Raw genomic sequence first — 22,503 nt, 5'->3', positions numbered from 1 at the left:
AAGAGGAGGGTAAATCACACATGTCACCCGTCTGGAGTAGTTAGCTGACAGCTATCTTAGGTTTCTCCTAGGGTTCCCTTAAGGTAGATCAACTATGGGTGCCGGAGCGACTACTCCTCGGTTACAGCGAGTACGGCCCGTGCGGCGAGGGCAAGAGCTCGCCACCCGTCGGTGAGCGCGGCCGGCTCCGGAGCGAAGTCGGGTGAGTGGTTGGTGCCGCGCGCGCCGACGCCGAGCGTCCAGTAGCACAGCGGCACGGTCGTGCCGTCCGGCAGAGCGGCCAGGTGGCCGAAGTCCTCGGCCGCGGCCACGGGCGGCGTCCAGCCGACGCGGTCCGCCCCCAGCCCCGCCAGGTGCGCCGCTCGCACGGCCAGCACGAGCTGCCGGTCGTTGGTGGTCGCCGGCGCCGAGCGCACCGTCACGACCTCCGGCTCCACGGGCGCGCCGGACGCGGCGGCCTCGGCCCGGCACACGCGCTCGATCGCGGCCAGCGCCCGGGCCAGCGCGCCGTCGCTCGCCGCGCGCACGCTCACGCCGAGCTCCACGCGGTCCGGGATCACGTTTGCCGCGTCGCCCGCGTGCACGGAGCCGACCGTGACCACCACGGGATCGGCCGGGTTCGTCTCCCGCGCCACCACCGACTGCAGCCGCACCACGAGGTGCGCGGCCAGTACGACGGGGTCCACGGCGAGGTGCGGCACCGCCGCGTGCCCGCCCCGGCCGTGCACGGTGATCGCCAGCTCGGCACACGGCGCGGTGATCTGCCCCGGCGAATGGCCCACCCGACCGACCGGCCCGGGCACGGCGTGCTGGGCCAGCAACGCGTCGGGCGGGCCGAACACGTCGTGCACCCCGTCGGCCACCATGGCCAGCGCGCCCTCGAGCGTCTCCTCGGCCGGCTGCCCGAGCACCACGACCCGGCCGCGCCACTCCGCTCGCGTCGCCACGAGCTCGCGAGCGGCGCCGACCACGGCGGCCAGGTGCAGGTCGTGGCCGCAGGCGTGCATGGCGGAACCGCCGGCCGCGTACGGCAGACCGGTGCGCTCGGCGAGCGGCAACGCGTCCAGCTCGGTCCGCACCGCGACCGTCGGCCCGGCGCCGTTTTCGAACGCGGCGGCCAGGCCGTGGCCGCCGATTCCGCTACGCACGGTGAACCCCAGCGCGGTCAGCTCGCGAGCGAGCACGTCCGCCGTCCGCTTCTCCTCGCCGGCCAGCTCGGGGTGTGCGTGCAGGTCCTGGTACAGCTCCAGCAGGTCGGTCACAGCCAGCCCGCCTCCTCGGCGACGCGGTACGCGGCCACGCGGTTGTCCACCTGCAGCTTGGTCAGCGCACTCGACAGGTAGTTGCGCACCGTGCCCTCGGCCAGCGACAGCCGCGCGCCGATCTCGGCGGGCCGCAGCCCCGCGCCGGACAGCCGCAGCACGTCCAGCTCCCGCTCGGTCAGCGGCGTCTCCCCGACGGCCAGCGCATCGGCGGCGATCTCCGGGTCGACATGTCGACCGCCGGTACAGACCTTCCGCACGGCCGTGATCAGGTCGTCCGGCGAGATGTTCTTGGTGACGAACCCGCGCACCCCGGCCCGCATCGCGCGGTGCAGGTAGCCGGGTTTGCCGTAGCTGGTGACCACGAGCAGCCCGCAGTCCAGACCCTCGGCGCGCACGGCCTCGGCCACCTCCAGCCCGGACATCCGCGGCATGTCGATGTCCACCATGGCGCCGTCCGGGCGCTCGCGGCGGATGGCTTCCAGCGCGTCGGCGCCGTTGTCCACAGCCGCCACCACGTCGATGTCGTCGGCGAGGCTGAACACCGTGCGCAGCGATTCGCGCAGCAGGGCGTGGTCCTCGGCCAGCACGATCCGCAAGGTCATGAGCTCTTCCTCGGCAGGTCAAGGGGCACGCGGGCGGTGAGCACGAAATCGCCGTCGACCTCGCCGTGCTCCAGCGTGCCGCGCACGGCGGCGAGCCGCTCGGCCAGGCCGGTGAGGCCGTGGCCGGCGCGGGTGCCGCCGGCGTGCGGGCGGTCGTTGCGGATCCGGACCAGGACGCACGAGGGGTCCCGCACGAACTCGACGCGGCAGTTCTCGGCGGCGCTGTGCCGCAGGATGTTGGTGCCGCCCTCGCGGATGGCCGAACCGATCGCCTCCGCGACCGGCCCGGGCAATCCTTCGGGCACGGGATCGGCGACCACCCGGACCCCGGCGAGGCTGAGGATCGACGACGTGCCGCGCAGCTCCTCGGCCAGGCTCGGCTGGCGGTAGCCGGCGATCACCTTGCGCAGCTCGGTCACGGACCCGCCCGCCAGCTCCGCGATCTGCACCAGCTGCGCGCGAGCGGCTTCGGAGTCGGTGTCCATCAGCCGCACGCCCAGCTCGGCCTTCAGCCGCACCACCGACAGCCCGCGGCCGAGCACGTCGTGCAGGTCACGGGCGAACCGCAGCCGCTCCTCGACCACCGCCATGCGGGCCAGCTCGTCGCGGTTGGCGTGGACTTCGGCCGCGTAGGTGACGAGCAGCCCCATCCCCGCCAGCACGACGATCGTCACCAGCGACCGCAGCAGCACCTCGGCCACCGCGTACGCCGGCACCTGCATCAACAGGGCCAGAGCGGCGGTGACGAGGAGCACGACCAGCGGGAAGATCCAGCGCTTGAGCCCGGTGAGGCTGATCGCGGAGACACCGGCGACCAGCGACGGCAGCGCCAGCCACGCCGGCCCGAAGGCCAGCAGCAGCGCGAACGCCAGGCTCGTGGCGATCGCCACGTCGACCAGGTGCTCGCCACGGGCGGCGGAACGGCGCACGACCGCCCAGACGATGCGTCCGGTGCCGGCCAGCACACCCGCACCGGCCAGCACCGCGAAGAGCACGTCGAGCACCGGGGGGTGGGTGCTCAGCCACAGGAAGAACGCCTCGACGGTGAACGCGGCGGTGGTCCCGAGGATCAGCAGCGCGACGACGCGGCCCAGTGTCCCGGGGTTCCACCGGTCCACGTCTCCTCCTGCTCAGCTCGACCGCTTCGGGTCCCATTTGAAGAAGCGCTTGCCCAGGCCGAGGGAAACGCCGATCCAGGCACACAGTAGTCCCAGCGGCATAACGCACGCCCTGAACGACTCCAGGAATCCGACCTGGTGCGGCAGCTGCGCCGTCGCCGGATTCGACGCGAAGTCCCGGCCGAGATACGCGGTGCGCACGATTTCCACGACCGAGCTCGACGGCAGGTACTGCACCGGCACCTGCAGGAAGTGCGGCATTTCGGACAGCGGGAAAACGATCCCGGACGCGAACATCATGAGGAACAGGAATGGCGTCACGATCCACGTGGACACCTCACTGGTGGGCAGCAGACCCGACACCCCGATCGCCAGCACCGCGAACGTGAACGCCCCCAGCACCACGCCGACCAGCAGCAACAGCGGGTTCGCGGGAGCAGGCGCACCCAGGTACGTCAGCCCGAAAACGAGCAGGACGACCACCTGCGCGATGCTCGTGACCGATCCGCTCATCGCTTCTCCGGTCATGATGGCGGTGTCCGGCAACGGTGTGCCGCGAAGGCGTTTGTAAATCAGTTTTCCGCGCCGGCTGGTCGCGGAGTTCACCACGTTGTAGACGATCCAGACGAGGACGAATCCCATCATCCCGGGCAGCAGGTACACGCCGCCGTCGACGCCGGCGATCTCGCCCTTGCCGTGCTGGCTGGCCGGCAATCCGATGCCGAGGCCGAGCGGAATGAGCACACCGGTGAGCGCGAATCCGAGATCGCGCCAGTGCACCTTCTGCGACAACAGGAATTGCGACCAGGTGTAGCGCCAGAAGCCGAGTGAACGACGAGGTCCGGCGTACGCGGGGGCGATGGCGGTCATCAGCGCTCCTTCGCGGTGGTGGCGAGGGCGGCCTCGTCGGCCACCTTGAGGAAAACGTCTTCGAGCGAGTTGCGCCGCACCTCGAGGTCCGAGATCCGCGCTCCGGCGCGAGCAGCCCAGTCGAACAGCCGGTGCAGATCCGACTGCGGGTCCGTGCTGCTGAGCTCGTAGTGGCGCGCGTCCTCCGACACCCCGGCCAGCTCGACCGGCACCGCCACCTCGCTGACGAACGTGACCGTCGACCCGTGGTCCGCGCCGATCACCTCGTCCACGGACCCGTGCCGCATGATCCGCCCGCGATCCATGATCGCGACGCGGTTCGCGAGGTACTGCGCTTCCTCCATGTAGTGCGTGGTCAACAGAATCGCCATCCCCCCGGCGACCATGTTCTCCAGCACGTGCCACGTCCGCCGCCGCGCCTGCGGGTCCAACCCGGTCGTCGGCTCGTCCAGGAACAACAGCTCCGGCCGCCCCAACACCGCCAACGCCAGATCCAGCCGCCGCCTCTCCCCACCGGACAGCTTCCCGACGCGCGTACCCGCGACCTTCCCCAGATCCACCAGCTCGACGGCCTCGTCGACCGACATCGCATCCGCCGTGAACCTCCGCCACGCCCGAATGGACTCGACCACCGTCAGGTCGTCGAAGAACCCGGCCTCCTGCAACATGATCCCGACACGAGGAGCAACCTTCTCCCTCTCCGTCGCCGGATCCACCCCGAACACCCGCACACTGCCGGCACTCGGCCTCCGATACCCCTCCAGCACATCCATCGTCGACGTCTTGCCCGCACCGTTCGTCCCCAGCAACCCGAAGACCTCACCGGCCCGCACCGTGAAACTCAACCCGTGCACCGCGACGAAGGCCCCGTACTCGACCCTCAGCCCGTCCACCTCGACAACCACTTCCCTACCCATGCCCCCACCCTGGCGCCGACCCCCTCGCCACCCCCAGACGCAGCCCTCACCAAGGCACCATGCGTTCCCCACCCGCACCGCATGACAAACCTCATAACCCCAGCTCAACACAACCACTACGGGTCTGAACCACGCTGGGTCAGCACCAAAGGCACCGTGGGGGGTCCGGGGGGCTCGGCCCCCCGGGAGCAATAACGACCGACAAACGGGAGGAGCCCCAGTCGCGCTAGCGACTGGGGCTCCGACCAAGGTGGGCGAGGAGGGAGTTGAACCCTCACGTCCTTTCGGACACACGGACCTGAACCGTGCGCGTCTGCCATTCCGCCACTCGCCCGAGTTGCTTCTCTCTGACAGCCAGCAAAGCGTAGCAGGGGGTTTTCACGGGTTTCAGCGGGGGTCGTGTCGAGGCTTCCTCTCCCGGATAGGATCGGTGCGGAAGCACACGTGCGAGGAGGTCACCCCAGGTGGGTCGGGTAGAGCGCTTCGACAGGCGTCTCGAGAACCTCGTGGGGAACACCTTCGCGCGCATGTTCGGTGGCAACGTCGTCACGCAGGAAGTGGCGGTGGCGCTCGAGCGGGAAGGCGAGGAAAACGTTCGTGAGCTGGCAGGCGGTCGGCAGCTCGCCCCGAATCACTACATCGTGTCCTTGGGGCAGGCTGACCACGATCGGATGGCCGGCGACGAGCAGCGGGTCACTGCGGTTCTCGCACAAGCTGTGGGCGAACACCTCGCCGAGCACGGCTGGGAGACCTATGGTGACGTCGTCGTATCACTCGAGCGCAACGAGGCGCTGCATACTGGACAGTTCAAGACCCGTTCGTCCGTCGATCCCGACGCCCACGCGAGTGGACCCGGTGGCTCGTCACGGTCGGCACGACCCAGCAACGCAGGAGACCCAGCAATGAGCCAGCCCCCCGGATACGGCCAATACGACCAGGGTGACCCGTACGGCCAGCAGGGCCAGTACGGCTACGGACAGCAGGGTGGCCAGCAGCCCGGGTACGACCAGGGCTATGGCCAGCAGGGCGGTTACGAGCAGCAGGGTTACGGCCAGCAGCCCGGCTATGACCAGTACGGCCAGCCCCAGCAGGGCGGTGCCGCTCAGCCCGGTTACGACCAGGGCTACCAGCAGGGTGGTTACGACCAGGGTTACGGCCAGCCCCAGCAGGGCGGCTACGACCAGTACGGCCAGCCGCAGCAGGGTGGTGGCTACGGCCAGCAGGGCGGTTACGACCAGGGTTACGGCCAGCCCCAGCAGGGCGGCTACGACCAGTACGGCCAGCCCCAGCAGGGCGGCGGCTACGGCCAGCCCGCGGCGGACCCGTACGGCCAGCAGCCCGGCTACGGCCAGCCGGCGGCCGACCCGTACGCCCAGCAGCAGCCCGGCTACGGCCAGCCCGCTCCCGCGGCCGGTCGCGCGCTCGCCGCGAGCCTGCAGCTGGACGACGGCTCGAACCGCACGTACTCGCTGAAGCAGGGCGGGAACGTCGTGGGCCGCGGCCAGGACGCCGACTTCCGGCTGCCCGACACCGGGGTGTCGCGCCGGCACCTGGAGATCACCTGGGACGGCCAGAGCGCCACGCTCGCCGACATCGGGTCCACGAACGGCACGACCGTGAACGGGACTCCGGTGCAGACGTGGCAGCTGGCCGACGGGGACGTCATCCGGGTGGGTCACTCTTCGTTGGTGTTCCGAACCCAGGGCTGACCAGAGGCCGGTGACGGGGTTCCCGCAGAATTGTCGTGCGGGGGGATCCGCGGTGCGCGCGCGCCGCGGCTTGCAGGCAGAGTCGGGAGCGGACACAACAAGTGCCAGAGCTGGTCGTTCAACTCACCAGAGTGGGCTTTCTCGTGCTGCTCTGGCTCTTCGTGTTCGCCGCCCTGCGGGTCGTCCGTTCGGATCTCTACGCCGCGTCCGGCCTGCGGGTGCAGGTGCCCTCGTTCCGGCGGAACAAGGAGAAGAAGCCGCGGGGCAGCAAGGCCCCGCAGCAGCTCCTGGTGACCCACGGGGCACTGGCGGGCACCCGTATCGCGCTCGACGGCCGGCCGATCCTGATCGGCCGTGCCGACGACTCGACGCTGGTGCTCGACGACGACTACGCGTCGACCCGGCACGCCCGCATCGCCCTGCGCGGGGAGGACTGGTACGTGGAAGATCTGGGCTCGACGAACGGGACCTACCTCGACCGGGCTAAGGTCACTGCACCCCTCCGGGTCCCGCTCGGAGTCCCCATCCGGATCGGCAAGACGGTGATCGAGCTTCGCCCATGACTCTCGTCCTCCGCTACGCGGCCCGCAGCGACCGGGGCCTGGTTCGTTCGAACAACCAGGACTCCGTGTACGCCGGCCCTCGCCTCCTCGCGCTCGCCGACGGTATGGGCGGCCACGCGGCCGGTGAGGTGGCCAGCAAGGTCGTCATCGCCTCACTCGCCCCCCTCGACGACGACGAGCCGGGCGACGACCTGCTCGGTCAGCTCCGCGAGGCCGTGACCAACGGCAACGCGGCCATCGCCGAGCTCGTCTCCCAGGATCCCGACCTCGACGGCATGGGCACCACGCTCACCGCCGTGCTCTTCGCGGGCAACCGCCTGGGGCTCGTGCACGTCGGCGACTCCCGCGCGTACCTGCTGCGCGGCGGCCAGTTCGCGCAGATCACCCGCGACGACAGCTTCGTCAACGAGCTGCTGGAGCAGGGCCGCATCACGGCCGAGGAGGCCGCGGTGCACCCGCAGCGTTCGCTGCTGCTCAAGGCGCTCACGGGGCACGAGGTCGAGCCGAGTCTCACCGTGCGCGAGGCTCGTCCCGGTGACCGGTACCTCATCTGTTCCGACGGTCTGTCCGGCATGGTCTCCGACGAGACGATGTCCGAGGCCATCCGCATCCCGGACCCGCAGGACTGCGCGGACCGGATGATCGAGCTGGCCCTCAAGGGCGGTGGTACGGACAACGTCACCGTGATCATCGCCGACGTGGTCGACGTCGACTTCGGTGACGACGCCCCGATCGTGGGCGGCGCCGCCGGCGACGGCAGCGACGAGCAGCACCAGGGCGACTCGCCGGCCGCGCGGGCCCGGGCGCTCACGCAGCCGCCCCCTCAGCCGCGGCCGGAGCCGCAGGCGTTCGAGGAGGACCCGAAGGCCAAGCGCCGCAAGCGGTTCCGCTGGCTCGTCGGCGCCGTCGTGGTGCTGATCGTGCTGGCCGCGGCCGCCATCGCCACGCGCTACTTCGTGCTCAGCCAGTACTACGTGGGCGAGGGTCCCGACCAGGAGGTCGTGATCTACCGCGGGGTGCCGGGCAGCATCCTCGGCATCCAGCTGCACTCCTTCGAGCAGGGCTCGTGCCCGCCGGGGACGCTGTGCACCGACAAGCTGCGCGTGCCGGCCCTGCAGGAGGACGCGCGCATCGCCGTGCAGAACGGCGTGAAGCGCGACAGCCTCGACGACGCCCGCACGTACATCGACGACTTCCTGCGCCTGCGCAAGCAGCTGTCCGACTGCCCGCCGGCGACCCCCGGCACCACTTCCGGCGTGCCGACGGCTCCCGGCGGTCCGCCGGCGTCGTCGAGCAGCGCTGTTCCGCCGCCTTCGAGCGGCGCGTCTTCGTCGGCGAACCAGCCTGCGGGGAGGGACTGCTCGACGTCGAGTACGGCGCCGACAGGAGGCGGTAACTGATGGGTCAGCCCCTGGCCGACCCGTTGTCGGCCCAGTTCGCGACCAATCCGCCCCGGGAGCTGCCCAAGCGCCGGGGCACCGAGCTGTTGCTGCTGGCGTTCGCCGCGTTCATCGTCACCCTCGCGCTCGTGCTCGTGGAGGCCAACCAGGAGCAGGAGCTCACGCTCTCGATCCTGTGGCTGGGCCTCGCCTACCTCGGTGTCCTGACCGCCGCGCACCTCGCCGTGCGCCGCTGGGCGCCGTACGCCGACCCGGTGCTGCTGCCGTGTGTCGCGCTGCTCAACGGCATCGGGCTGGTGATGATCCACCGGCTCGACCTGGCCGAAGCCGAGCAGGCCGCGCAGAAGGGCAGCGAGTACAGCCCCGAAGTGACCAAGCAGGTGCTGTTCACGGTCATCTCGCTGGCGCTGTTCGTGGTCGTGCTGGTCGTGGTCAACGACCACCGCACTCTCACGCGCTACGGCTACACCTTCGGCCTGATCGGCATCGCCGCGCTGGCGCTGCCCGCGGTGCTGCCGTCGAGCCTGTCCGAGGTCAACGGCGCGAAGGTCTGGCTGAAGCTGCCGTTCTTCTCGATCCAGCCCGGTGAGTTCGCGAAGATCCTGCTGATGATCTTCTTCGCGTCGTTCCTGGTGTCCAAACGCGACTTGTTCATGGTGGCGGGCAAGAAGGTCCTCGGCGTGGAGCTGCCGCGCGCCCGTGACCTGGGCCCGATCCTCATCGCCGCCGCAGCGAGCATCGGCATCCTCGTGTTCGAGAAGGACCTCGGCACGTCGCTGCTGTACTTCAGCATCATCCTGGTGATGCTCTACGTCGCGACCGAGCGCGTGATCTGGGTCGTCGTCGGGCTGACGTTCTTCATCGGCGGCTGCATCATCGCCTACAACCTCTTCACGCACGTCCAGCAGCGCGTGGAGAACTGGCTCAACCCGCTGGGCCCGCGCTACGACGAACTCGGCGGCTCCTACCAGCTCGCGCAGGGCCTGTTCGGCCTCGGCACGGGCGGGGTCGGCGGAACCGGTCTCGGCGCGGGCCGGCCGGACATCGTCCCGGCGGCGAGCACCGACTTCATCACCGCGTCGATCGGCGAGGAGCTGGGCTTCATCGGCCTGGCCGCCGTGCTGATGCTGTACCTGCTGATCGCGATGCGCGGCATGCGCAGCGCGCTGGCCGTGCGCGACACGTTCGGCAAGCTGCTCGGCGGCGGGCTCGCGTTCACGATGGTGATGCAGATCTTCGTGGTCGTCGGCGGCGTCACGGCGCTGATCCCGGAAACCGGGATCACGGCGCCGTTCCTGTCCCAGGGTGGTTCGTCGCTGCTCGCGAACTACATCCTCGTCGCCCTGTTGCTGCGCATCTCCGACGCCGCGCGCAAGCCGGCCAAGCGCGCCAAGCCGCAGCAGCCCCAGGCACCGATCGCCGAGGCGCACACCGTGCTGGTGCAGCGCCCGCCGGCCGGTGGCAGCCCGAACGGTGACGGGAGGACCGCGTGAACACTCCCCTGCGCAAGGTCGGCATGGCGATGCTCGTCATGATCGTCCTGCTGCTCGCGAACGACACCTACATCCAGGTCGTCAAAGCCGACGACTACCGCACCGACTCGCGCAACCAGCGCGTGCTCTACGACGAGTACTCGCGCCAGCGCGGGCAGATCGTCACGCCCGACGGCGTGGTGCTGGCCGGGGTGAAGGCCTCCAGCGACAAGTTCAAGTTCACGCGCACCTACACCGACGGCCCGATGTACGCGCCGGTGACCGGGTTCTACTCGATCAACTACGGCGCCGGCGGCCTCGAACGCGCCGAGGACGACGTGCTCAACGGCTCCGACCCGCGGCTGTTCGTGCGCCGCCTGTCGGACATGGTCACCGGGCGTGACCCGCGCGGCGGCAACGTGAAGCTCACGATCGACCCGAAGGTGCAGAAGGCCGCGTACGACCTGATGACCCAGCACGGCTACACCGGGGCCGTGGTGGCGATGGAGCCGAAGACGGGCCGCATCCTCGCGATGGTGTCCACGCCGTCGTACGACCCGAACACGCTGGCGTCGCACGGCAAGGACCAGAACACCGCCTGGGCGAACTACTCCAAGGACCCGAAGAACCCGATGCTGAACCGGGCGATCTCGGAGACCTACCCGCCCGGGTCCACGTTCAAGCTGGTCACCGCGTCGGCCGCGCTCGAGGCCGGCATCGGCCCCGACACCGTGATCAACACCGCGCCCAACGTGAAGCTGCCGGGCACCAACACCACGCTCGAGAACTACGCCGGCGAGACCTGCCCCGGCAACACGTTCAAGGACGCGCTGGCGCACTCGTGCAACGTGCCGTTCGCGACCTTCGCGGGCCAGCTCGGCCCCGACAAGATGAAGGCGACGGCCGCCAACTTCGGCATCGGCCAGACCGACCTGACCGTGCCGATGAAGGTGGCGCCGTCCACCGTCGGCGCGCTCGACTCGCAGGGCGCGCTCTACCAGAGCGGCATCGGCCAGCGCGACGTGCGCCTCACGCCGCTGCAGGACTGCCTGCTCGCCGCGACCGTCGCCAACGGCGGCATGGCGATGAAGCCGCAGCTCGTGCAGTCGATCCTGGCGCCGGACCTCTCGACGATCGAGGACACCGACCCGGAGCAGCTCACCGGCACGCCGGCGCTGTCGCCGGAGAACGACCAGATCCTCACGCAGATGATGATCGCGTCGGAGGGCTTCACCGCGGGCAAGGGCAAGGACCCGGCGCTGAAGATCGCGTCGAAGACCGGCACCGCCGAGCACGGCACCGACTCGAAGAACACCCCGCCGCACGCGTGGTACACCGCGTTCGCGCCCTCGGACAACCCGCAGATCGCTGTGTCGGTCATCGTCGAGAACGGCGGCAACCGCGGGCTCGCCGCGACCGGTGGCTCCGTCGCCGCCGAGATCGGCCGGGCCGCCATCGCCGCGCGCCTCGGGGGTGGGTGACCCATGCTGTCCTCGGGTCAGCTGCTGGCCGAGCGCTACAAGCTGACGAACCGGATCGCCGTCGGCGGGATGGGCGAGGTCTGGCAGGCGAGTGACACCCGGCTCGACCGGGTCGTCGCGGTGAAGGTGCTGAAGGCCGAGCTCTCCGGCGACGCCGAGTTCCTGCACCGGTTCCGGACCGAGGCGCGGATGACGGCGTCGCTCAACCACGCCGGGATCGCGGCGGTGCACGACTACGGCGAGACCTTCGCCGGAACCGAGGGTGGCAAAGAGGAAGACGCGCTGCCCATCGCGTACCTGGTCATGGAGTTCGTGGAGGGCGACCCGCTCGCGGGCATCCTCGCCAAGCACGGGCGCCTCTCGGCCGACTACACGCTCGACCTGCTGGAGCAGGCCGGCACCGCGTTGCAGGCCGCGCACGAGCAGGGCCTGGTGCATCGCGACGTGAAGCCAGGCAACATCCTCGTCACGCCGACGGGCCAGGTGAAGATCACCGACTTCGGCGTGGCCAAAGCCGCGCACGCCGCGCCGGTCACGCGGTCGGGCATGGTCATGGGCACGGCCCACTACATCGCGCCCGAACAGGCGCTGGGCCACGACGCCGAGCCGGCCAGCGACGTGTACTCGCTGGCCGTGTGCGGCTACGAATGCCTTGCCGGCCACCGGCCGTTCCTCTCGGAGAACGCGGTGAGCGTCGCCATGATGCACATCCGCGACCTCCCGCCGCCGCTGCCGCCCGACGTGCCACCGGGTGCGCGCGCGGTCATCGAGGCCACGCTGGTCAAGGACCCCCGGCAGCGCTACGCGAGCGGTGGCGAGTTCGCCGCCGCCGTCGCGGCCGTCCGCGCCGGGCACCCCCTGCCGACGCCGCTCGGCCTGGTCAACGCCGCCTACGCGGCGGGCCAGGTCCCCCCGTCGCCGCCCCCCGGGATGCCGCAGGCCGGCGAGCTCCCCCACGTGCCCATCGGTCCTGGTTCCAACCCCGGGTTCCCGCCGCTTTCGCCGGGTTCGGTGCACCCCGTGCACCCGCCCGTGCCGCGGCGGAAGAGCCAGTGGGGCTGGTGGGTGCTGCTCGCGGTGATCGTGGTCGCCGTGATCGTGGCAGCGGCGTTCGTCGTGGCCAAAGTCGTGGGCACCGGCAACGGACAGACACCGAGAAGCGTGGACACAGGCAGACCGGCGCCAGTCGAGCCGACCGGCCGCGCTGGAGGACCGACCGCAGGCGGACCCGCCGAACCGGGTGCGAGCGAGAAGCAGGGCCTGCAAGGCATCATGACCACACCTTGGACGGAATGGAACGGCACACAGAGATGAGCACACCCAGACTGCTCTCCAATCGGTACGAGCTGGGCGAGACGCTCGGCTACGGAGGTATGTCCGAGGTCCATCATGGACACGACGTGCGTCTGGGCCGGGAAGTCGCGATCAAGGTCCTGCGCGCGGACCTCGCCCGCGACCCCCAGTTTCAGGAACGCTTCCGCCGCGAGGCGCAGAACGCGGCCGCCCTCAACCACCCCGCGATCGTGGCGGTCTACGACACCGGTGAAGCCAACACCGACTTCGGGAACCTGCCCTACATCGTCATGGAGTACGTCGAGGGCCGGACGCTTCGCGACATCGTGAAGACCGAGGGCCCGATGTCGCAGAAGCGGGCCATGGAGGTCATGGCCGACGTCTGCGCGGCACTGGACTTCTCCCACCGCCACGGCATCGTGCACCGCGACGTGAAGCCCGCCAACGTGATGATCACGAAGAACGGCGCCGTCAAGGTGATGGACTTCGGCATCGCCCGCGCGATGCACGACGGCCAGTCGGCGATGACGCAGACGGCCGCCGTGATCGGCACCGCGCAGTACCTCTCGCCGGAGCAGGCGCGCGGTGAAGCCGTCGACGCGCGTTCCGACGTGTACGCGGCCGGCTGTGTGCTCTACGAGCTCATCACCGGAGAGCCCCCGTTCACGGGTGACTCGCCGGTGGCCGTGGCCTACCAGCACGTGCGGGAGGACCCGAGCCCGCCGTCGTCGGTGAACCCGGCGGTGACGCCCGAGCTCGACGCCGTGGTGCTCAAGGCGCTGGCGAAGGGCCCGGCGAACCGCTACCAGTCGGCCGCCGAGATGCGCTCGGACCTCGTGCGCACGCTCTCGGGCCAGCGCCCGTCCGCTCCGATGGTGATGTCGGAGGACGAGCGCACCCAGGTGATGAACCAGGACCGCCGGCAGCCCCAGCGCTACGAGGAGTACGCCGACGAGCCGGACGAGGACCCGCGCGTCAAGCGCCGAAACCGCACGATCCTCGCGATCGTCGCGGTTCTGCTCGTGGCCGGCGTGGTGCTGCTGATCTTCTGGCTCAGCGGTGCCTTCCGGGCCGAGACCACCAACGCGCAGATTCCGAACGTGGTGGGCCAACAGGCGGGTGTCGCGAAGTCGAACCTGCAAACGGCGGGCTTCTCGTCGTTCGCCCCGAACAAGAACGTGATTTGCGGCGCGTCGGACCCGAGCACCAACCCCAAGGGCCTGACCTGCACCGACGACATGGTCGACAAGGTCGTCTCGATCGACCCGGGTGCAGGCCAGAACGTCGCGACGACGACGCAGATCCAGCTGTACGTGGGCGCGCGGCCCAATTCGGCCACCGTGCCGGACCTGACCGGCAAGACTCCGGACGACGCGCGCACCGCGCTGGAGCAGGCCAAGCTCGAGCTCGGTGACTCCACCTCGAAGCCGGCCGAGACACCGGACCAGGTCGGCAAGGTCATTTCGCAGAACCCGACGCCGAATTCGTCGGCGCCCGAAGGCACCAAGGTCAACATCGTCATCGGCGGCGAGCTGCAGCTCAAGCAGGTGCCGGACACGACCGGCACCGACTACGACGCCGCGAAGAAGAAGCTCGAAGGACTCGGCTTCACGGTCAAACGGGTCGACGTGGACTCCAACGACCCGAAGAACCAGGTCGTCAATCAGCAGCCGAACGGTGGTCAGGTCGCGCCGGGTTCGACGATCACGCTGCAGGTCTCGAAGGGCGTTCAGCAGATCACGATGCCGGACCTGACCGGTCAGACCGAGGACCAGGCGACACAGACGCTGCAAGGCATGGGCTGGTCGGGCCAGATCCAGACCGAGTCGGTGCACTTCGCCACGGTTCCGCCGAACACCGTGGCGAAGACCAACCCGAAGGCCGGTCAGACGATCTCGCCGACCCAGACGGTCGTGCTGACGATCTTCGAAACCGACAGCGGCGGTGACACCACCACGCCGACCAATCCCGGCAACGGCGGTTCCGGCGGTCTGCCGCCCGGCTTCCCGCCGGTGCGGCATCCATAGCCGGTGAAACGCGACAGGGCCCGCACGGTTTCCGTGCGGGCCCTGTGCTTTGTCCGGAAGTTTCCCGATCCTGGCCGAGACTCAGTCCTGGTCCAAGAACCCGCGGACGCTGGCGAGCACCGCGTCCACGTCGCTGGTCGAACCGCAGTCGACGTCGAGCTCCTCCACCGCCCCGGAGCGCTTCAGCTTGAGCAGCACGCGTTCGTCGCCGCGGCCCTTGCGCAGCCAGCCGAACAGCGAGCGGCACAGCGTGCCCACGGAGCGGCTGCTCACCATGACGACCACGGCGTCACCCGCCGCGTCGTCCGACACGGGTCTCTCGGCCAGCCGGACGCGGTCGCGGAGCTCGTCCTCGGAACGCAGCCAGGAGGCGAGCTGATGCAGCTCATCACCCGAGCCGGCCACGGTGATCGCGGCGATCCCAGCCGTCACGACTCTCCCCTCACGGGTGAACAGACGGCGCGAGGGTAACCGACGCGCCGGCGCGGAGGAAGACCGCCTTCCTGAATTGCGTACTGCAATTTGCATATCACTCCGAGCGATCATTCCGGCCGGGCACCGGCATCCGCCGTCGGCACGGGCGCGTCGTGCAGCCGACGAATGCCGGTGGACCGGTAGACCCACCCGCGGCGCCGGAGCGTTTCCCGACGCCGCGGGCTCTCTCCGCAGCAGTTTTCGCTGCTGGCCGGTGCCACCCGCGTGGGTGAAGGCAAGACATTAGCGTGCTCGGGTGATCTCCGGAAGATCCGAACCGGAAATTGCCATGTGCAATTTGCAGATTCACTCGGAGCACGTTCGAACCGCTCCGAGCTCAGGCCCGCCGGCCCGCCAGCCACCCGACGACGCCGGCACTCACGCCCAGCGCGACCACCGACGTGACCACGGCGAGGACGAGCGCGCCGCCGTAGGGCGCGCTGTTGGTGAGCGCCGTGATCAGCGGGTGGACCAGCGGCACCCACTTGCCCAGCAGGACCAGGCCGAGCACGAGCACGGCCGCGAGCACCGTCCACCCGATGCGCCCGACGAGCAGGCGCGAGCACGGCAGGCCGATCGCGATCCCGAGCAGGCCGCTCGCCAGCAAGCTCACCAGCCCAACGCCGAACGCGTCCCAGCTGAGCTGCCACGTCCTGATCCCCGACCACACGATCGTGATCACCGTCAGTACCACCACGCAGCCGAACACCGCGAATACCGCACCGCCGATGGTGCGCCGGCGGCTGCGCGCGTGGCTGAGCGTGACGAGCCGCTGCACCGGATCTTCGATGTCGAGCACGGCGATCGTGAGCCAGCAGCCGAGGACGACCAGCGCGCCGCTGCTCACGCCGTAGAGCGGCAGCACTGGCGAGTGCGGGTCTGAGTAGAGGATCACCGAAAGCGCGAGGTAGGCCAGCACCGCCGGCAGGTAACGCTGGGAATGGCCCAGCAGCGCGAGGTAGTAGCGGCTCACGGCGAGCACGGCGCCACCTCCCGCACGGACCAGCCGCCCGACAGCGCCCGCAGGAGCACGGCGTCGGCGCTCGTCGCGTCGACGGTCAGGACCACGTGCGGACCCTCGGCGATCGCGTGGCGCACGCCGGGTTCGGCGGTCCAGTCGGTGCCGGTGCCCGCGAGGACGATGCGGGTGGCGGGCCCGGTTTCCGCGCGGACGCCCACGGCCGTGAGCCGGCCGGCTTCGATGCGGTAGACGGCGTCGGCGTTCTCCCGCACGACGGCCGGCCGGTGGTCGGTGAACACCACACTCGCGCCACGCGCCCGCGTCTCGGCCACCAGCTCGCCGAGCACCGCGTGGGTGCCGACGTCGAGACCCGACCACGGCTCGTCGAGGATCAGCAGATCGGGCCGCGGCAGCACGGCCTGCGCGAGGCCGACCTTCTGCGCGTTGCCCTTCGAGAGTGCGCGCAGCTGCGCGTCAGGCCCGCCGACGAGCGCGAGCCGCTCCAGCAGCGGGTCGATCGTCGACAAGTCGGCAAGTCCGCGCATGCGCGCCATGTGCCGCAGGTACGACCGCGCGCTCAGCCGCTGCCCGCCGGGGAACCGGTCGGGCAGGTAGCCGATCGACGGCGTGCCCTCGACCGTGCCGAGGCTCGCCCGCGAAACACCCGCCAGGATCCGCAGCAGCGTGGACTTCCCGGAGCCGTTGGCGCCGAGGATCCCGACCACGCACGCGGCGGGTACGGCCAGGTCGACGCCGTCGAGCACCAGCTCGCCGCCGCCGTACCGCTTACCGACTCCGACGAGCCGGATCAGCGGGGTGGTCACGCAGCGGCGGCCTTCTGCAGCGCCTTCGTGGCGCGTTCCAGCTCGTCGACCTTCTTCGGGTCGACGGCGTAGCCGGCCGAGGCCAGCCACGTGGCCAGCATCCGGTGCCCGCCCTCGGTGAGCACCGACTCGGGGTGGAACTGCACACCCTCCAGCGGCAGCTCGCGGTGACGCATGCCCATCACCACACCGGACTCGGTACGGCCGGTGACCTCGAAGATCTCGTCGCGGATCGTCTCGGGCAGCACGGTCAGCGAGTGGTAGCGGGTGGCGGTGAACCCGTCGGGCAGGCCGGCGAGCACGCCCTTGCCCTCGTGGCGGACCTGGCTGGTCTTGCCGTGCAGCAGCTCGGGGGCGCGGTCCACGGTCGCACCGAAGTGCACGCCCAGGGCCTGGTGGCCGAGACAGACGCCCAGCATCGGCGTGCGCGTCTCGGCGCACTTCGCGATGACCTCGATGCTCTGGCCGGCGCGCTCGGGCGTGCCCGGGCCGGGCGAGACGAGCACGGCGTCGAACTCGGGCACCCGCTCGAGGTCGACCACGTCGTTGCGCCACACCGTGCACTCGGCGCCGAGCTGCGCCAGGTACTGCACCAGGTTGTAGACGAAGCTGTCGTAGTTGTCGACGACGAGTACGCGCATGCGGCCACTTTACTGATCCGGCCAAAAGTAGGCCGCTCCCCCGAGCGAGACGTAGCCGTCGCTGCCCAAGCCATGCGGCCGTGGCTGTGGTCGGATTAGTAAACAACCGGCACAGTGCCGCTCCCACCTGCTGGACCGTACGCCAGATCACAGTGAAAGTTAGGTAGCCCTAACTTACCGTGGGTGCGGTGAGCCGATTCCTTCGCGTAGCGGTCGTGGGCGCCGGCCCTGCCGGTATCTACGCCGCCGACCTCCTGGACAAGTCCGACGCCGACGTGCAGGTCGACCTGTTCGAGCGCATGCCCGCGCCGTTCGGGTTGATCCGCTACGGCGTCGCGCCCGACCACCCGCGGATCAAGGGCATCGTGACCGCCTTGCACAAGGTGCTCGACCGCCCGAACATCCGGCTGCTCGGCAACGTCGACTACGGCACCGACCTGAAGCTCGACGAGCTGCGCGAGTTCTACGACGCCGTGATCTTCTCCACCGGCGCGATGGCCGACCGGCCGCTCGGCATCCCGGGCGCCGACCTCGACGGCAGCCACGGCGCAGCCGACTTCGTGAGCTGGTACGACGGCCACCCCGACGTGCCGCGCACCTGGCCGCTGACCGCCACTTCGGTCGCCGTGCTCGGCGTCGGCAACGTGGCGCTCGACGTCGCCCGCATCCTCGCGAAGACGGCCGACGAGCTGCTCACCACCGACATCCCGGCCAACGTCTACGAAGGCCTGAAGGCCAGCCCCGTCACCGACGTGCACGTGTTCGGCCGCCGCGGCCCGGCGCAGGCGAAGTTCACGCCGCTGGAGCTGCGCGAACTCGACCACTCGCCCAACGTCGAGGTGATCGTGCACCCCGAGGACATGGAGTTCGACGAGGCCAGCATCACGGCGCTGCGGGCGTCGAAGCAGATCGACATGGTCGTGAAGACGTTGCAGGAGTGGGCAATCCGCGACGAGGGCACCCGCCCGAAGCGGCTGCACCTGCACTTCTTCCACGCGCCGGCCGAGGTCCTCGGCGAGGACGGCCGCGTGACCGGACTGCGCACCGAGCGGACCGAGTACGACAGTGAAGGCGGCGTGCGCGGCACGGGCGAGTTCCACGACTGGGACGTGCAGGCCGTGTACCGCGCGGTCGGCTACCTGTCGTCGCACCTGCCGGAGATCCCGTTCGACCACACCGCGGGCGTCGTGCCGAACCAGGCCGGCCGCGTGCTGGACCTCGACGAGAACCAGCTGCCCGGCGTCTACGTCACCGGCTGGATCAAGCGCGGCCCGATCGGCCTGATCGGCCACACGAAGGGCGACGCGGCGGAGACCGTCGCGAGCCTGCTGGCCGACGCGGACACGCTCGCGACGCCGAAGCACGACTCCCCCGACGCGATCCTCGACTTCCTCACCGGGCGCGGGATTCCGTTCACCACGTGGGAAGGCTGGGGCAAGCTCGACGCGCACGAGAAGTCGCTGGGCGAGCCGCACGGCCGGGAGCGGATCAAGGTCGTGGAGCGCGACGAGATGGTGCGGGTTTCGCGCGACTAGCGCGTCAAGGGATCAACTGGCGCCGAGGTAGGCGAGCACGGCCAGCACGCGGCGGTTGGTGTCGTCGGAAGCGGCGATGCCGAGCTTCGCGAAGAGGTTGGCCGTGTGCTTGCCGACGGCGCCCTCGCTGAAGTGCAGGCGCGCGGCGATCGCGGCGTTGGAGCAGCCCTCGGCCATGAGCTCCAGCACCTCGCGTTCGCGCGGGGTCAAGGCCGCGAGCGGGTCGGAAGCGTTGCCCGCCACCAGTTTCGCGATCACCTCGGGGTCCATGGCCGTGCCGCCGGCGGCGACGCGGCGCACGGCGTCCACGAACTGCTCGGCGTTGAACACACGGTCCTTGAGCAGGTAACCGATGGCGCCGGTTCCGTCGGCGAGCAGCTCGCGCGCGTAGAGCTGCTCGACGTGCTGCGACAGCACGAGAATCGGCAGGCCGGGCATCTCGCGCCGGGCCGCCAGCGCCACCTGCAGGCCTTCGTCGGTGTTCGTCGGCGGCATGCGAACGTCCACAACGGACACGTCCGGGCGATGTTCCCGCAGTGCCGCGGCGAGTTCCGGGCCCGAGCCGACCGCGGCGACGACGTCGAAGCCGTGCGCGGCGAGCAGGTGGGTCAGGCCGTCTCGGAGGAGGTACTGGTCCTCGGCGATGACGGTTCGGGGGCGGCCGGCGCCGCTTCCTGGCCCGCCGGTTCCGGGACTGTCTGGCACGGCACCTCCAGGATCGCCTCGGTCGGTCCGCCCGGTGGGCTGGTGAGGCTCAACGTACCGTCGAAAGCCCCCAGCCTGCGCTCGATTCCGCGAAGTCCCGATCCGCGCGCGGCTTCGGCACCGCCGCTGCCGTCGTCGGTCACGACCACGCGCAACACACCGTCGGAGTGCGTCAGCGAGACCGAAACCCGTTTCGCACCACCGTGTTTCGCCGCGTTGCCCAGCAGCTCGCACACGGCGAAGTACGCGCACGCCTCCACCGGCTGCTCGAGGCGGCCGGGCACGTCGGCCGTCACCTCGACCTTGAGCGGGCTGTCGAGCGCGACCGCGCGCACGGCGTCGACGAGGCCGCGTTCGGACAGCACCGGCGGGTGGATGCCGCGCACGAGCAGCCGCAGCTCGGTCAACGCGTCCGCCGACGCGGTGCGCAGCTCGGCCGCCAGCCGTTTGGCCGCTTCGGGATCGCTGTCGATCAGCGCCTCGACCGCGCCGAGCTTCAGGCCCATCGCCACGAGCCGCGACTGGACGCCGTCGTGCAGGTCGCGTTCGATGCGCCGCAGCTCCGCGGCCTGGGCCACGGTGACGTCGGTGCGCGACTGGTCCAGTCGCGCCACGCGCTGCGCCAGCCGCGTCGCCTCCGTCGGACCGAGCCACACGCGGGCGAAGCGGGCCTGCTGCCGGGCGAGCCACGGCGCCGGCGCCAGTCCGGCGACCAGCAGCACAAGCGCGAGCGGCGTCTGCGCGAGCGCGCCGAGGTGCGTCGACACCTCGGGCAGCGGGTACCACTGCACCGGCTGGTCCGGCGCCGTCACGAACGGCCGCCACACCCACAGCGTCGCCAGGCCGGTCAGGCCCCAGCCGAGCAACGCGACCGTCGGCAACGTCAGCAGCAGGCAGACCACGGGGATCAGCGCGCCGCCGGCGAGGTCGCGCCAGGTGGCCCGGTCGCGCAGGACCCACTGCGTGCGGGCGCGCTGAAGGGGCCAGAACGGCTCGTCGTACAGCTGCTTGCCGAACTGGTAGAGCCCGTCGGCGCGCGGCACCGGCAGCCCGGGCGGGGGCAGGTACGGCCGGTCGATGCGCACGCCGGTCCAGTACCCGGCCTCGCGCCGCAGCGTGTCCGTGATCGTCCGGCTGCCCACCACGAGCGACGCGGTCATCGGGGCCGCGCCGACGATCAGCACCAGCTGCCAGACCGAGAAGACCAGGTGCACGCACGCCAGGGCGAGAAGGCCGAACTGGTGGCCAGCCGCCTCGAGGTGGCGGTGCAGCCACCACTTGCGGGCGGGGTCGGCGGCCGGGTGCGGCCCCAGCCAGTGGCGGGTCCAGCGGCCGTACCAGCGCAGTGCGTGGCGTCCGGCCACCACCGACAGCACCGCCGTGACCAGCGCGAACGGCGGGTTGAGCACCTGCCAGCCGAGCTCGCGGCTCGTCGCCGGATCCTCCATGATCCACGTGAAACGTCGGTTCCAGCGGATCCACCACGCCCGTTTGTAGAGCTGGTTGCCGTCGCGGTACCAGCCGTCGCGCTCGCGTTCCGGCTCCGCCGGGGCCGGCCGGTACGGCGTCGCGACCTCGATCCCGCACCACCGGCCGACGAGCTCCCGCGTGCGCGCCGAGCGCCCGCGGGCCCGGTCGATGGCTGGGGTGAAGAAGAAGACCAGTCCGACGCAGAGCAGCAGGAAAGCGAGCAGCTCCACGAGCGCGTCGACCCAGCTCAGCAGCGCGAGGCCGGCGAGGACGAACGCTCGCCGCACGGATTCCATTCGCCGCACCCCCTTTCCCGCAGTCTGACCGAGCCGGGCACTCGGGCGCACTGGCCGAAGCTCCCGTACCGGGGTGGGCCCAGCCCCACCCCCACGTCAGCAAAACCCCACCTGAGCTGGGGTTTCACCGTCATTCTGCCGGACGCCGCGCGCTTCTAGCGTTTGTCGCATGCCACTCATCGAAGTCACCGAGCTCCGCAAAACCTACGGCAAGCGGGTCGCGGTCGACGGCGTTTCGTTCACCGTCGAGCGCGGCGAGATCTTCGGCATCCTCGGCACCAACGGCGCCGGCAAGACCACCACCGTCGAATGCCTCCAGGGCGTGCGCCGGCCTGACAGCGGTGCGATTTCCGTGCTGGGCCTGGATCCCGCGAAGGACGCCGCCCGGCTGCACCAGCGCGTCGGCGTGCAGCTGCAGGACGCGCGGCTGCCCGAGAAGCTGCGGGTGGCCGAGGCGCTGGACCTGTTCGCCGCGTTCTACCCGCACCCGGCCGACGTCGGGGTGCTGCTGCGGCAGCTGCGGTTGGAAGAGCACCGGGCCACGGCGTTCGGCAAGCTCTCCGGCGGCCTTCGGCAGCGGCTGTCGATCGCGCTCGCGCTGGTCGGCGACCCCGAGATCGCGATCCTCGACGAGCTCACCACCGGTCTCGACCCGCATTCGCGCCGCGACACCTGGCAGCTCGTGACCGGGGTGCGCGACGCCGGCGTGACCGTCGTGCTCGTCACCCACTTCATGGACGAGGCCGAGCGCCTCTGCGACCGCGTCGCCGTGTTCGACGCCGGCCGGATCGTCGCCACCGGCACCCCGGCCGAACTCCGTGCCACCACGGGGAAATCCACTTTGGACGACGCGTTCGTCACCCTCACCGGACGGAGTTGA

20 protein-coding genes and 1 tRNA gene are annotated in these 22,503 nt (G+C 70.5%); 9 read left to right on the top strand and 12 right to left on the bottom strand.

Annotated elements, in window-relative coordinates; translation table 11 throughout:
* Positions 1-110 precede the first annotated feature (110 nt).
* From AB0878_RS38775 to AB0878_RS38750, 6 genes are all read right to left on the bottom strand, one after another.
* Positions 111-1,262 (bottom strand): amidohydrolase, encoded by a 1,152-nt coding sequence (locus AB0878_RS38775; RefSeq protein ID WP_366586003.1) that lies wholly within the window; start codon positions 1,260-1,262, stop codon positions 111-113.
* Positions 1,259-1,867 (bottom strand): response regulator transcription factor, encoded by a 609-nt coding sequence (locus AB0878_RS38770; RefSeq protein ID WP_285971294.1) that lies wholly within the window; start codon positions 1,865-1,867, stop codon positions 1,259-1,261. Before AB0878_RS38770 ends, AB0878_RS38775 begins: the two co-directional genes overlap by 4 nt.
* Positions 1,864-2,985 (bottom strand): histidine kinase, encoded by a 1,122-nt coding sequence (locus AB0878_RS38765; protein WP_366586001.1) that lies wholly within the window; start codon positions 2,983-2,985, stop codon positions 1,864-1,866. The genes AB0878_RS38770 and AB0878_RS38765 overlap by 4 nt, the downstream gene beginning before the upstream one ends.
* 12 nt (positions 2,986-2,997) lie before the next feature.
* Entirely contained in the window at positions 2,998-3,855 is an 858-nt protein-coding gene (locus AB0878_RS38760) for an ABC transporter permease (protein WP_366585999.1), read from the bottom strand.
* Positions 3,855-4,772, bottom strand: a complete 918-nt coding sequence (locus AB0878_RS38755; protein ID WP_366585997.1) for an ABC transporter ATP-binding protein — start codon at positions 4,770-4,772, stop codon at positions 3,855-3,857. The genes AB0878_RS38760 and AB0878_RS38755 overlap by 1 nt, the downstream gene beginning before the upstream one ends.
* 251 nt (positions 4,773-5,023) lie before the next feature.
* A tRNA-Leu gene (locus AB0878_RS38750) sits at positions 5,024-5,106 on the bottom strand.
* 130 nt (positions 5,107-5,236) lie between these two features.
* On the opposite strand from AB0878_RS38750, the gene AB0878_RS38745 reads away from it, so the two are divergent.
* The 7 genes from AB0878_RS38745 (at position 5,237) to pknB (ending at position 14,717) form a co-directional block, all read left to right on the top strand.
* A complete protein-coding gene (locus tag AB0878_RS38745; RefSeq protein WP_366585995.1) occupies positions 5,237-6,481 on the top strand; it encodes a DUF3662 and FHA domain-containing protein in 1,245 nt (414 codons plus the stop codon).
* 101 nt (positions 6,482-6,582) lie between these two features.
* A complete protein-coding gene (locus tag AB0878_RS38740) occupies positions 6,583-7,044 on the top strand; it encodes an FHA domain-containing protein (protein ID WP_037718919.1) in 462 nt (153 codons plus the stop codon).
* Complete coding sequence (locus AB0878_RS38735) at positions 7,041-8,444, top strand: PP2C family serine/threonine-protein phosphatase (protein ID WP_364043452.1); 1,404 nt, start codon at positions 7,041-7,043, stop codon at positions 8,442-8,444. The genes AB0878_RS38740 and AB0878_RS38735 overlap by 4 nt, the downstream gene beginning before the upstream one ends.
* Entirely contained in the window at positions 8,444-9,937 is a 1,494-nt protein-coding gene (locus AB0878_RS38730; RefSeq protein ID WP_364043449.1) for an FtsW/RodA/SpoVE family cell cycle protein, read from the top strand. Before AB0878_RS38735 ends, AB0878_RS38730 begins: the two co-directional genes overlap by 1 nt.
* Positions 9,934-11,397 (top strand): penicillin-binding transpeptidase domain-containing protein, encoded by a 1,464-nt coding sequence (locus tag AB0878_RS38725; RefSeq protein ID WP_366585992.1) that lies wholly within the window; start codon positions 9,934-9,936, stop codon positions 11,395-11,397. The genes AB0878_RS38730 and AB0878_RS38725 overlap by 4 nt, the downstream gene beginning before the upstream one ends.
* Before the next feature lie 3 nt (positions 11,398-11,400).
* Positions 11,401-12,711, top strand: coding sequence for a serine/threonine-protein kinase (locus tag AB0878_RS38720; RefSeq protein WP_366585990.1), 1,311 nt, complete (start codon positions 11,401-11,403; stop codon positions 12,709-12,711).
* Positions 12,708-14,717 (top strand): Stk1 family PASTA domain-containing Ser/Thr kinase, encoded by a 2,010-nt coding sequence (gene pknB, locus AB0878_RS38715; protein WP_366585988.1) that lies wholly within the window; start codon positions 12,708-12,710, stop codon positions 14,715-14,717. The genes AB0878_RS38720 and pknB overlap by 4 nt, the downstream gene beginning before the upstream one ends.
* An 81-nt stretch (positions 14,718-14,798) precedes the next feature.
* Here the strand turns inward: pknB and AB0878_RS38710 are convergent, their stop codons facing one another.
* From AB0878_RS38710 to AB0878_RS38695, 4 genes are all read right to left on the bottom strand, one after another.
* Positions 14,799-15,149, bottom strand: a complete 351-nt coding sequence (locus tag AB0878_RS38710; protein ID WP_366585986.1) for a hypothetical protein — start codon at positions 15,147-15,149, stop codon at positions 14,799-14,801.
* Between the two features lie 379 nt (positions 15,150-15,528).
* Positions 15,529-16,173 (bottom strand): hypothetical protein, encoded by a 645-nt coding sequence (locus AB0878_RS38705; protein WP_366585984.1) that lies wholly within the window; start codon positions 16,171-16,173, stop codon positions 15,529-15,531.
* A complete protein-coding gene (locus AB0878_RS38700; RefSeq protein ID WP_366586115.1) occupies positions 16,161-16,964 on the bottom strand; it encodes an ABC transporter ATP-binding protein in 804 nt (267 codons plus the stop codon). The genes AB0878_RS38705 and AB0878_RS38700 overlap by 13 nt, the downstream gene beginning before the upstream one ends.
* 8 nt (positions 16,965-16,972) lie before the next feature.
* Positions 16,973-17,617 carry an aminodeoxychorismate/anthranilate synthase component II gene (locus AB0878_RS38695; RefSeq protein WP_366585982.1) on the bottom strand — a complete coding sequence of 215 codons (645 nt, stop codon included), beginning with the start codon at positions 17,615-17,617 and terminating at the stop codon, positions 16,973-16,975.
* A gap of 215 nt (positions 17,618-17,832) precedes the next feature.
* Here AB0878_RS38695 and AB0878_RS38690 point away from each other — a divergent pair, with 215 nt between their 5' ends.
* The gene (locus AB0878_RS38690; protein WP_366586113.1) at positions 17,833-19,152 is read left to right on the top strand and encodes an FAD-dependent oxidoreductase; all 1,320 of its coding nucleotides are present in this window, start codon (positions 17,833-17,835) and stop codon (positions 19,150-19,152) included.
* 12 nt (positions 19,153-19,164) lie between these two features.
* Here AB0878_RS38690 and AB0878_RS38685 read toward each other — a convergent pair whose 3' ends face one another.
* Together AB0878_RS38685 and AB0878_RS38680 are read right to left on the bottom strand one after the other, a co-directional pair.
* On the bottom strand, positions 19,165-19,764 hold the full coding sequence (locus tag AB0878_RS38685) for a response regulator transcription factor (protein WP_366586111.1): 600 nt from the start codon (positions 19,762-19,764) through the stop codon (positions 19,165-19,167).
* The gene (locus AB0878_RS38680; RefSeq protein WP_366585980.1) at positions 19,761-21,623 is read right to left on the bottom strand and encodes a histidine kinase; all 1,863 of its coding nucleotides are present in this window, start codon (positions 21,621-21,623) and stop codon (positions 19,761-19,763) included. Before AB0878_RS38680 ends, AB0878_RS38685 begins: the two co-directional genes overlap by 4 nt.
* A gap of 169 nt (positions 21,624-21,792) precedes the next feature.
* On the opposite strand from AB0878_RS38680, the gene AB0878_RS38675 reads away from it, so the two are divergent.
* Positions 21,793-22,503, top strand: a complete 711-nt coding sequence (locus AB0878_RS38675) for an ABC transporter ATP-binding protein (RefSeq protein WP_366585978.1) — start codon at positions 21,793-21,795, stop codon at positions 22,501-22,503.

The organism is Amycolatopsis sp. NPDC047767, from assembly GCF_040704195.1.
Classification (GTDB): Bacteria; Actinomycetota; Actinomycetes; order Mycobacteriales; family Pseudonocardiaceae; genus Amycolatopsis.
Note: the sequence above shows the minus strand (reverse complement) of the source record. Positions and strands in the feature narration are given on the sequence as shown.